Source organism: Thalassotalea piscium, assembly GCF_030295935.1.
GTDB classification, from domain to species: domain Bacteria; phylum Pseudomonadota; class Gammaproteobacteria; order Enterobacterales; family Alteromonadaceae; genus Thalassotalea_B; species Thalassotalea_B piscium.
Genome location: NZ_AP027362.1, coordinates 1,267,948 through 1,279,378, shown reverse-complemented (window position 1 = coordinate 1,279,378; position 11,431 = coordinate 1,267,948). Strand labels below are relative to the sequence as shown.

The following is an 11,431-nucleotide window of genomic DNA, read 5'->3' as shown; positions in this document are numbered from 1 at the left end:
AGCAATATTAACCTGCAGCCTTTACTATATATTTTCTATGGTTTTGTTAAATCTACCAAACCATGAACTTAATTTTTCGCCCAAACCAATATACTTAATTTAGTGTCTAACGTTAGTTATATAAAAATAGAAAATATCACTCAATTAAAATATTGGTATTAATATGAGTACTACAAATGAAATTAATGCTAACAAGTGCTGTTTGCTCTTCCCTACTTTTAATATCGGGTTGTAACACTGCAGAACAAACTACAACAAAAACATCTGAAGCACCTGCTTTACAAAAGTCAGCTCTTACCACAGGTATTAGCTTAGCTAATATGGACAAGTCTGTTCGTCCACAAGATAACTTTTATCGTTATATCAATGGTGGTTGGTTAAAAAATACAACTATTCCAGGTGATAAAACGGCTGTTGGCTCTTTTTACGACTTAAGAGATACTGCTGATGATAATGTTAAAGCAATTATCGAAGAATTAGCAGCAACAAAAAACTTAAAAGAGGGAAGCGATGAACAAAAAGTTGCAGACTTATTTCGTTCATACATAGACACTGAAACACGTGACTCTTTGGGTATCAAACCTATTCAAGGTATTCTTGATACGATTGCAGCGATTAAAAACAAAGACGAATTAGCCACATTTTTTGGTGAATACCAAGCCTCTGGCATTTCAAGCCCTCTTGCTTTCTATATCAGTGTTGATGCAAAAGACTCATCTCGTTACGCTACACACATTTGGCAAAGTGGATTAGGCTTACCAGATAAAGACTATTATTTTAATGACGCTGAACGTTTTGTAAAATTACGTGAAGGCTACATTAAACACATTGAAAATATGTATAACTTAGCGGGTTTAGAAAACGGCAGCGAAGCGGCTCAAACAATTATGGCCTTAGAAACTAAGTTAGCCGATTACCATTGGACCCGTGTTGAATCGCGCGACAGTGCTAAGCGTTATAATAAGTTTGCTGTAGCAGATTTAAACACCTTAACTGACACGTTTAATTGGAATGCCTTTTTAACAGCCCAGGGTGTTGAAAAACAAAAAGATATTATTATCAACCAACCGAGTTTTGTTAAGGGTTTTGGTGAGACATTTGCACAAGTATCACTCGAAGATTGGAAAACATATCAAACATTCCACACCTTAAGTACTTTTGCAGGCTCATTAACAACAGCACTAGATAAAGAAAACTTCGACTTCTTTTCAAAACAGTTAAGCGGACGTGAAGAACAACGCCCTATGTGGAAGCGCGGTGTAGCAGTTGTAAACAGCAACCTAGGTGAAGTTATTGGTAAGGTTTACGTTAAGCGTCACTTTAAACCTGAAGCAAAATCACGCATGAGTCAGTTAGTGGAAAATTTACGCAGTGCTTACGGAGAATCAATCAATGAACTTGATTGGATGTCTGAAGATACTAAAAAAGCAGCTCAAGTTAAGTTAGCCGCATTTACTCCTAAAATTGGTTACCCTGACAAATGGGAAGACTATTCAGCACTTGAAATTAACGCTGACGACTTAGTGGGTAACCGTATTCGTTCAAATAAAGTTTCTCACCAAAAGCAAATCGAAAAACTAGGTGGTCCAATTCGTGATTGGGAGTGGGGCATGACGCCACAAACAGTTAACGCTTATTATAACCCAACCGTTAATGAGATCGTTTTTCCTGCAGCAATTTTACAGCCTCCTTTTTTCAATATGGCGGCTGACGATGCGGTAAACTATGGTGGTATTGGCGCAGTAATTGGTCATGAGATGGGCCATGGGTTTGATGATCAAGGTAGCCGTTATGATGCTGAAGGTAATATGCGAAACTGGTGGACAGAATCAGACTTAGCTGAATTTGGAAAGCGCACTGAAGTATTAGTTGAGCAATATAATAACTATCAAGTATTTGATGATCTAAATGTTAATGGTGAACTTACCTTGGGTGAGAACATCGGTGATTTATCTGGTGTTACTATTGCTTATAAAGCTTATAAAGCCTCGTTAAACGGTAAAGAAGCACCTGTTATTGATGGTTTAACTGGAGATCAACGTTTCTTTATGGGCTATGCTCAAATTTGGCGTTCAAAAATGGTTGAAAAAACGATGCGTAACCGTGTAGCAACTGATCCTCATTCGCCAGGTGAATTCCGTGCGTTAGGCTCTTTGTCTAATATGCCAGAGTTCTATGAAGCATTTGGCCTTAAAGAAGGTGATGCCATGTATATTGCCCCTGAAAAGCGTGTGAAAATTTGGTAAAAACCTATTTTAATCGATAGATTATACTTAAACAAAAAAAGGAGCCTAGGCTCCTTTTTTTTGTTCCTTACGCATAAAAAATTAATAGTAATTAAGTAAGCGTCGGTTAAACCACACCTTTTCAATAATCGCCAAACTAAATAAACTCCTCAATAATTTACTATTGAGGATATATCATGACCCGAAGAACGTTAGATGATTGGACGAAACTTATTGAACAACAAGCCCAAAGTGGCTTATCTATTCTTGCTTTTTGTAGGCAACACCTGATACCTACGTCAAATTTTTATAAATACCGACATAAAATTGAACACCTCAATCAAACATCGGGTTTTGTAAAAGCTAAGGTAGCAACAAAGGTAACAACTCAACCTGCCGATGCAACAATACACATAGTCTTTGGCGACACAAGGTTAACGCTACCTCATCATTGCGAACCAACATGGTTAGCTGAACTTATTAAAGCGTTACACGCATGAAGATGTTTGTTGATGTGCCTGATGTCTATTTACACCGCCAGTTTGTCGACTTTCGCAAATCCATTAATGGTTTATCGGCTTTGCTCGATAGTGAGCTGCAATTACCCGTGCTCTCTGGGGCTTTGTTTGTGTTTTGTAATAAAGGTCGCGATAAATTAAAAATTTTGTATTGGGATCAGACGGGTTTTGCGCTGTGGTATAAACGCCTTGAGCGAGATAAATTTAAGTGGCCAACAAGGTTAACTGAATCGACCATGGAGCTCACCGAGCAGCAATTACATTGGCTGTTATCTGGCTTTGATGTGGTGGGCCATCAAGCGATGAGCCTCGATAATTTGTCCTTATAACCTGCGATCATAAGCAGCAGTTATCGATCACGAAATAGTCTAGGTAATAACAACAACTTAACCATTTACTCTGGTAAAATAACTGCATGAATACCAAGACTAAACTTCACCAACGTATTGCTCAGTTAGAGCGGTTATTAGCAGAAAAAGACGCACGTTTACTGTTCCTTGAAGAGCAGTTTCGCCTAGCGCAGCAAAAACAATTCGGTAAAAGTGGTGAAGGCTTTGCAGGTCAAGGGGAATTGTTCAACGAGGCGGAAGAAATCGCTGTGCTTGCTGAAACTGAGCAACAAGACATCAGCTATCGCCGTAATAAACCAAAGCGTAAACCCTTACCGAAAGACTTACCACGGGAAGTGGTGGTGCATGATATTAGCGACGCTGAGAAAGTGTGCGTTTGTTGTCATGCTCAATTACATAAAATCGGTGAAGACATCACTGAAAAACTAGACTTCATCCCGGCACAAGTCAAAGTTATTGAACATGTTCGCCCTAAATACGCGTGTCGTGAATGCGAAAAAACAGGCACTAGCAACCCGATTAAACAAGCGTTGATGCCAGTAAGTCCTATCCCTAAAGGCATTGCTACTGCAAGTTTACTGAGTCAACTCATTACCAGTAAATATCAATATGGTTTGCCTCTTTATCGCCAAGAATCATTATTCAAACAATACGGTATCGCGCTCAGTCGCCAAACAATGAGTGATTGGATGCTCAAATCAGCAGCGTTATTTCCCCCGCTCATCAAACGGCTTAAGGAAGAATTACGAAAACAAGCAGTGATACATGCCGATGAGACTACGGTCAATGTCATCAAGTCTGACAAAATAAAAAGTTACATGTGGTTGTATTGCACGGGCACGGATTCCCCCATGCCCACTAGTTCAATCCCAAATATTATCTTATACGATTATCATGATAGCCGTGCAGGTCGCTGCGTGGTTGATTATCTCGACGGCTATTCGGGCTACCTTCAAGTTGATGGTTATCAAGCCTATCATCAAACCCAAGCAACCTTAGTGGGTTGTTGGGCACATGCGCGGCGTAAATTCATTGAAGCCAAACAAGCACAACCCAAAGGAAAAAGTGGTAAAGCTGATGTGGCGCTAAGTTATATTCAAAAATTGTACGGTATTGAATCGCGTTTTAAAAATACAACTCCAGAAGAGACTTACGAGGCTCGCCAAACTCAAGCCAAACCGATACTAGATAAATTACACGGTTGGTTTACTCAACAAAATGTGTTGCCCAAAAACAAATTAGGTGAAGCTATCACGTATCTGAGTAATCAGTGGCCAAAATTGGTGGGTTACCTCGAAGACGGTCGCTTGAGCATCGACAATAATCGTGCAGAGCGGGCAATAAAGTCCTTCGTTATCGGACGTAAAAATTGGTTGTTTAGCCAAACCGCTAACGGTGCCGATGCGAGTGCTGCACTGTATAGTATTATCGAAACCGCTAAAGCTAATGGCTTAGTTCCATTTGATTATGTCAAGCAATGTCTTGAAGAGTTATGTAAACCACACCCTGATATTGACGCAATATTGCCGTGGAACATCAAGCGTTAGTCAGTAGAAAATGATAATGCAGAAATAAAAACGAAAGGTAAAACAGAGGTAATCATCCGTGATCAACACTCCCTGTTTACTTCATCCCTCATAGCAATCCTCGCTACATCACCTCATCCGTAAAGCTTCCCTAAACAAGCATCCAGCTTGCTGTTGTTACCAACTTTTTAAGTCTAGAATAAGGATGAAATATTGCAAATAATGCTGAATAAAAAATTTAGGTGTGGTTTAACCGACGCTTACGTAATTAAAGCAATTAGTTAATAAAAGAAATGTCTGATAATCCATTGCCTTTGCCGCGTATAAAACGGGTATAAACATAAAGATCACCCCCTTAATTTTAAGCATTCAAACAAATACCACATTAAGCTCAGCTTAGAAGATGAGAGGCGCTTCAATCAACACCACAGTGTTATAGCTAATGGTTATGGTTATGGTTATGGTTATGGTTATGGTTATGGTTATGACTATGGCTAAAATCATTTAACGGCGTTTTGTCAGCATTATTAAGCACATTAGTATTAACCAACTACCACTACCACCAGATGATGTTGGCTTATCATCACTATTATCAGGCACTGGAACAACTATTTTTGCTGGTACTTTTACAGTACGTTCAATTATACTGCCTATATTTTCTGGTGCCAGTACTAAACTAATTACACCTGTTTTATCGTAGGTATCAGCAATAATTGTAACAGTAAAACTTTGTGTAGCTTGCTGTGCATTAAAATGAACCGTACTAGTACTTGCTGTCATCCAATTATGACTAAGCTCAACTTCAACATCAAACTCACTCAACAACTCACCAGTGCGATTTAATGTAAGTGTTACTGTGTCTCCAGCTTTAATTGATAACTCTGAACTATCAGTAAAGCTAATTATTTCATCCGCCAATATATAGGCTTCTATACTGATGTTTTCTCCTAACTGGCTTTGATCATTCGCTAATTGGATCAGTGCAGTTTCCCCCGCACTATTTTCAATTGCACTAAGGCTAAATGTTGCTTCACTTTGGCCGCTAATAAAGACAACTTGTTCTGGGGAAAGAGTAACAAGGTTATTTGAAACAGAAAGGTATGCGGTAAATTCGGCGGTAAGGTCACCCGTTCGTAGTAAGGTTATATCTCTGCTTTGTCCTACAGACAGAATAACCAAGTCTGTTTGGCTGAACTGAACTTTTGTTGGTGTAACTATACTGTTTTCTGTGATCGTAACCTCCAGTTCAGATGTTAAAGGGCTAATGATATCGCCATTACGAAGAATTAATTTGAAGGTCTCATCCGATTCACTAACATCATCACTAACGATAATAACCTCAACGTCAACTCGATTCTCTCCTGGTTGAAATACAATGTGCTGGGCCAGCGGTTGATAGTCTTTTGTAACAGTTTTAGTGTTCGAAAGTGCGGTAATCTCGCCAGTAATTAACTCGATGGTAGCCTTTTGTCCAAGCGTAGTTGGCACTCCTTCAGCATTCACCAGCTCAACTGTGACTGTAATTACGCCATCAGACTCCTTCACTAATAAAGGCTGCTGCTCTGTAAAGCGCACAAAAGCTAGTTGTTCAGGATCACTTTGTCTGTTTCCCATATGAAAAGGATTATCTTTGAGCTCATTTAGCATTCGCACTACATTTGCAGTGTCTTTTTCCCCACAAGCATCGCCGCGAATTGAGATATCTGGTGTTGAATAAAAGTTATGTCGAGTATTCCACTTATCTCCAGACGGAGAGCTCATAATTGTGCCTTCGCCTCCACAGAAATAACCATGGCCATAAACTTTCACAGGCTGAGCTGAACTATTAGCTTTGTCATGATCAGCGCCATCATTATGGCCCCACTCATGCGCAGCAAGGGTGTTGCTGATACAACGCCCGCCCATTTGTAAAATAGCGTAAGGGTCTCCATAATAAGCCCAACCACAAAAGCGATTGTCATTCATTGGTCGTAGTACAGTGACATAATCAAGCCCGTATTGCCCTGCTATTACTCTATTAAGGTCTCCTTCATTACCGCGAATTCTGCTGAGAAAGTCTTCTATACGTTGGTTAGGATCATTTTCAATGGGATGAACGCCTAAATAACCAAGCTCACGCCGAATAGCTACACCGCTATTTTCCATCACTATATTGGCGGCATTAAATTGCGCTTCTACGTAGCGGTTAATTTCTTCAATGCTAAATTCATCCAGTAAATCATTCGTATAAAAAACACCAATTTTTACAATGTGATGATCAAGTGCAGAATAAGCTTTAACTGATGATAGTTTTATTGATTTTGCTTGCTGTTCAGGGGTAGTAGATGCAAAAGCTGCTACTGACAGGAAAAGAGTCAGTATTAACGATAAAGTGAGTGAGCAAAAAGTAGGTAATCGCATCATAAGTTAGTAGTCATTAATCCGTTAATATTAATAAAATAATAGCACAGCCTATTAGAAAATTAGTAAAGGCTGTACTAATTTAACAGAACTAACATGATTTATATTGTGAATAGCAAGAGTCTGAAAAACAGGTGCCATAATAAGACTATAAATAACAAGCACCTCGAATAATTGCTATTTTTTTATTCACCGTCTTGCGACATTAGTAAGTTTAAGTCGTCTATTACCTGAGTCCACATACTGTTTTTAGTCCATTCTTCTTGTAGAAAACCACGTTGACTCTCATTCCAAATTTCAGCTTCTTTTAACGACACGCCTTTAGGTAACTTATTTATTTCAATAAACTCCTTAATCGCTTCATCTGAGCAATCTAGCCCTAATTGTGCAAATAAGTTGTTCATCGTATATTCCGATTCAGCTAGCATAATATTTTCCTTTAATCCGCTATGATAAATAAACTGTTAATTTCAAATGTACATTGTATTTGAACATACTACTCATAGTGATTTTACACAAGCTTTCCAGCGCTATTTATAGTGATATCAAACGTTAGGTAAAGTACATTTATTGAGTAAGAAAATGAGGTAATAAATTTGAACAAAACTATTTTAATCAGGCTTAGGTGGCTTACGTATTAGTAAATACCAACATCAAGCCCCGCCGCCATTGTCATACCAAGCGCTTCGCATTGTTCAAGAAAGCTTGCTTGCCATTCTCCTCGGCATACTAATGGTGGCGCGACAAACTTCCAGCGTAAACCTTTACATATACTTTCAACCGCTTTACAAGTGCCTGTACCATCATTTCCTGCACGAATATATAAAGCACAAGGTAACCCCTGCTTCACTGCCAAGCAAGGGTAATAACAGCGGTCAAAAAAATCTTTTAATGCACCACTCATATAACCTAAGTTTTCAGTTGTTCCCATAATAATTGCATCACAAGCAATAACATCTTCAGGGGTTACATCTAACGGCGGGATCCAACGTGTTTGAACCAGGTCAATATCAGAATGTTGGGCTCCTTTTAAAACAGCTTCAGCCATTAATCGCGTATTTTTTGACGGTGCATGTGCAACAATTAAAAGTGACTTCATTGCTTTACTCTCTTTAATTTGCCATAAGGTTATTATTCATTTAACCATATATGGTTGTTATTTTTGGCATAATTTTTCAAGAGTAACGGGTATAAAGCTAATTCACTTGTTGAAACTGTTTTGTCCATGAAAGCAATTCAACTCTATTTCTTGAACTAGTTTTTCTAAAAATACTGTAAATATGTGTTTTTACTGTATTGGGACTTATATGAAGGTGATTGGCAATTTCTTTATTTTGTGCCCCACTAGACACTAACTTAATGATGGTCTTTTCTCTTTTCGTAAGAGACGGAAAAACACTTTTGTCATTATTACCTAGATTAATATTGGGTTTAGGCACATCAATATTTGTTAGCAATTCTGCTAATGCATCCGTCATTGTTTCACGTTTGAACCAACGTTCATTAGCGATCAACTTGCCAATACCTTTCAAAATAATATCTGCCCTATCTTTAGCATAAAAAATACCAAAAACACCTGCCAATAAGGCTGACTTCTCAGGTAAAACCCCCTCTTGAAAGTTAAATAAGACAATTTTATGCGCTGATGCAAGTTGCAAAATGCTATTAGGTATTTTTTTGGTTTCATCAAAATTTGCACAGTCAATAAAAATCAACTGATATTCACACAGAGCATCACTAGAGGGTAGGCTTGTACTTACGTTAGCGCTAATATTACACGTCGTTAATAAATTCAAAAATTGATTAGATTTGTGCTGCGCATTTGAACTTAACGCTACAGTATTACTTAACGCTTTATGAACATATGCTTTTATAATGGTGGTTACTTCTTTCATGCCACTTACTTCTTATTTTTTATTAGTTTAATCGAAGTTATGATAATTAAGATTGAACAGGGATATTCCAGTGCCCTACTTTGTAAGAATCAATCCATTAACTCAGAATTTACATACTATTTATAATTATTTAAACGCTATTGTCAATTTATATATGTAAAAACAACACAGTTATATTGTATACTTAGTTTATACTTCATTTTATTAAATAAGACATCTGAAGAGGTTTAACGTGTTGTTGTATTTCGGTTATTTTTTAGTACATGCCTATTCTATAGTAGACAAAATCTCGCAACCTCACCTTGCGCCTTCCGTTATTTTATTTTCACTTACTGTTTTTATTATTTGGACATTTATTCCGGTAACGGGCTACTTTATAGCTAAATTATTTAAGGCGGGCGGGTATTTAAACAAGTATGCTTTATTTATTGCTGGGGTGCTTATCGCAACAATTGAAAATAGCTTATTTCATTTCAAGATATTAACTTATGAGCAAAGCTATATTGGCGTAATATTTGTCTTTGTTTTGTTTTTTATTACCGCGTATATTTCTATAGGAAAGCAAACTAATGAGAACTAATAAAACTCGCATGTTCTTTGAATTTTAACAGGGTGGGGTTAAATTTTAACGAAGATAGCTTTAGCTTGTTGACGACGATCTTTAGGTTCGCGTGTGTCTAACCAACGACCACGGTTTTTATTTTGAAGACGGCGATCTTCCCCAGAACGACGTTCTTCGTCATCCCAACGACCACTAGAAACCCCTACTTTCTCTTTAGTTACTTCAGAATTATCACGATATAGCTTTTCAATTTTTCGTAAATTTTTAGGTTTTTGTTTACGGTCTTTTGCGGTGTTTTCCGATTTAACTAAATGCGCTAATGGCAATAATTCAGTTAAAACTTCCATGATTTAATCCTTTTACTACGTCTACAATTTAATTTAGTTAGCTGGTTACATTATCGTCATTTATAACAATTTCTTTAATCTTTTTTAAATAAAAAAATTAACTTCCTCATCCGTTAAGTATCGCCATTGACCTGGCCCTATGCTTTCATCCAATTTAACATTACCAATTTGCTCTCGATGAAGACGAACTACTTTATTGCCGACAGCGGCAAACATTCGCTTAACTTGATGATATTTTCCTTCGGTAATAGTAAGTAGTACTTCATTTGTGTCTATTTGTTCTAATTTAGCAGGTAATGTTAGATCTTTTTCACCCTGTAATTGCACTCCTTTTATAAAGTTCTCTGCTGTATCTGGTTTCAATACATTTCTAAGCCATACACGGTAAGTTTTTTCGCATTGTTTTTTAGGTGAAATGATATTATGCGACCAACGACCATCATCAGTGATCAATACTAGTCCAGTGGTATCGGCATCTAATCGTCCAGCAATATGTAAATCAAATGCTTTATCTACATCAACAAGGTGGAGCACGGATGGATAGACCTCATCAACATTCGAACAAATAGTGTCTAATGGTTTATGCAGCAAGATATACCTTGAAGAACGAGCGACTAGCTGCTTCCCTTCAACTGTAATATTATTATTTTCATGTACTTGCTGCGCACCACTTTTAACTACTTCATCATTTACTTTTACAGTACCTGATTTCAATAGTTTTTTGGCTTCAGTTCGGGTTAACTCTGTACTTTTACATATAAATTTGTCAAGACGCATACTGCTAACTACTCATAAAATAATGAAAATTTGGATATGTTACCGCGCAAAGGCTAACACCGATAAATTATATCAGGTATCTAGCTGTAAGTTTAATGCCCTCGTCAAATTGACTATTAACGTACCAGTGTTAGTCTTGTAAAAAGTACTTACCAATAAAAATAACACCGCTTATGAGCCTTTTTGAAGGATTAATGCTAATTACCAGTATTCATATACTTGCCGCAGCATCACCAGGGCCCGACTTTATCTTAGTGTCACAACAAACATTAGCTAATGGCAAAAAAGCGGGAGTAATGTGCAGTATCGGTATTGCTTTAGGCTTATCCGTTCATATTATTTATTCTGCATTAGGATTAGCAGCGGTTATTGCTAGTTCTGAAATTGCGTTATGGGTTATAAAGCTTTTAGGTGGCTTTTATTTACTATATTTAGGTCTTCAATGTGTCAAAATAAAAGCAATAAAACCTAATGAAGAAAAAGTCAATGTGTCACACCCTAGTATGCAGCGCTCATATTTTAAAATGGTTGGTTTAGGCTTTTTATGTAATGCGTTGAATCCTAAAGCGCCCATCTATTTTGTTGCCTTATTTACAATTGTACTATCGCCGGACATGCCATTTGTACACATTGTTATTTATGGCCTGTGGATGATGCTAATTCAACTTGTCTGGTTTACATGTGTTGCCTTATTATTATCTCAGCCTCGTATTAACTTAGCATTTCAAAGTTTTAGCCATTGGCTCAATCGAATCTTAGGTAGCGCAATGATTTTAATGGGATTGAAAGTACTATTAACTAAAATAAATTAGCATCGTTGGGGATATAAAT

At 37.4% G+C, this 11,431-nt stretch carries 12 protein-coding genes; 6 read left to right on the top strand and 6 right to left on the bottom strand.

Annotation, left to right across the window (positions count from 1 at the left end):
* The first annotated feature begins 176 nt into the window (after nucleotides 1-176).
* The 4 genes from QUD79_RS05510 (at nucleotide 177) to tnpC (ending at nucleotide 4,640) form a co-directional block, all read left to right on the top strand.
* Nucleotides 177-2,246 carry a M13 family metallopeptidase gene (locus QUD79_RS05510; RefSeq protein ID WP_184426625.1) on the top strand — a complete coding sequence of 690 codons (2,070 nt, stop codon included), beginning with the start codon at nucleotides 177-179 and terminating at the stop codon, nucleotides 2,244-2,246.
* A gap of 176 nt (nucleotides 2,247-2,422) precedes the next feature.
* Nucleotides 2,423-2,725 carry an IS66 family insertion sequence element accessory protein TnpA gene (tnpA, locus tag QUD79_RS05505; RefSeq protein WP_184423956.1) on the top strand — a complete coding sequence of 101 codons (303 nt, stop codon included), beginning with the start codon at nucleotides 2,423-2,425 and terminating at the stop codon, nucleotides 2,723-2,725.
* Nucleotides 2,722-3,072 (top strand): IS66 family insertion sequence element accessory protein TnpB, encoded by a 351-nt coding sequence (gene tnpB, locus QUD79_RS05500; RefSeq protein WP_286287996.1) that lies wholly within the window; start codon nucleotides 2,722-2,724, stop codon nucleotides 3,070-3,072. Before tnpA ends, tnpB begins: the two co-directional genes overlap by 4 nt.
* 86 nt (nucleotides 3,073-3,158) lie before the next feature.
* Entirely contained in the window at nucleotides 3,159-4,640 is a 1,482-nt protein-coding gene (tnpC, locus tag QUD79_RS05495; protein WP_184426944.1) for an IS66 family transposase, read from the top strand.
* Nucleotides 4,641-5,123: 483 nt separating this feature from the next.
* On the opposite strand, the gene QUD79_RS05490 is transcribed toward tnpC, so the two are convergent.
* The 4 genes from QUD79_RS05490 to QUD79_RS05475 form a co-directional block, all read right to left on the bottom strand.
* Nucleotides 5,124-7,022, bottom strand: coding sequence for a Calx-beta domain-containing protein (locus tag QUD79_RS05490; RefSeq protein ID WP_184424730.1), 1,899 nt, complete (start codon nucleotides 7,020-7,022; stop codon nucleotides 5,124-5,126).
* Between the two features lie 182 nt (nucleotides 7,023-7,204).
* Nucleotides 7,205-7,447 (bottom strand): DUF2789 domain-containing protein, encoded by a 243-nt coding sequence (locus QUD79_RS05485; protein WP_184424729.1) that lies wholly within the window; start codon nucleotides 7,445-7,447, stop codon nucleotides 7,205-7,207.
* A gap of 209 nt (nucleotides 7,448-7,656) precedes the next feature.
* Nucleotides 7,657-8,118, bottom strand: coding sequence for a flavodoxin family protein (locus tag QUD79_RS05480; RefSeq protein ID WP_184424728.1), 462 nt, complete (start codon nucleotides 8,116-8,118; stop codon nucleotides 7,657-7,659).
* Between the two features lie 97 nt (nucleotides 8,119-8,215).
* The gene (locus QUD79_RS05475) at nucleotides 8,216-8,914 is read right to left on the bottom strand and encodes a helix-turn-helix transcriptional regulator (protein WP_184424727.1); all 699 of its coding nucleotides are present in this window, start codon (nucleotides 8,912-8,914) and stop codon (nucleotides 8,216-8,218) included.
* 232 nt (nucleotides 8,915-9,146) lie between these two features.
* Here QUD79_RS05475 and QUD79_RS05470 point away from each other — a divergent pair, with 232 nt between their 5' ends.
* Complete coding sequence (locus tag QUD79_RS05470) at nucleotides 9,147-9,494, top strand: hypothetical protein (protein ID WP_184424726.1); 348 nt, start codon at nucleotides 9,147-9,149, stop codon at nucleotides 9,492-9,494.
* A 38-nt stretch (nucleotides 9,495-9,532) separates the two neighbouring features.
* Here the strand turns inward: QUD79_RS05470 and QUD79_RS05465 are convergent, their stop codons facing one another.
* Nucleotides 9,533-9,823 (bottom strand): hypothetical protein, encoded by a 291-nt coding sequence (locus QUD79_RS05465; RefSeq protein ID WP_184424725.1) that lies wholly within the window; start codon nucleotides 9,821-9,823, stop codon nucleotides 9,533-9,535.
* A gap of 84 nt (nucleotides 9,824-9,907) precedes the next feature.
* Complete coding sequence (rsuA, locus tag QUD79_RS05460) at nucleotides 9,908-10,600, bottom strand: 16S rRNA pseudouridine(516) synthase RsuA (protein WP_184424724.1); 693 nt, start codon at nucleotides 10,598-10,600, stop codon at nucleotides 9,908-9,910.
* A 173-nt stretch (nucleotides 10,601-10,773) separates the two neighbouring features.
* Here rsuA and QUD79_RS05455 point away from each other — a divergent pair, with 173 nt between their 5' ends.
* The gene (locus tag QUD79_RS05455) at nucleotides 10,774-11,412 is read left to right on the top strand and encodes a LysE family translocator (RefSeq protein WP_184424723.1); all 639 of its coding nucleotides are present in this window, start codon (nucleotides 10,774-10,776) and stop codon (nucleotides 11,410-11,412) included.
* Nucleotides 11,413-11,431 lie beyond the last annotated feature (19 nt).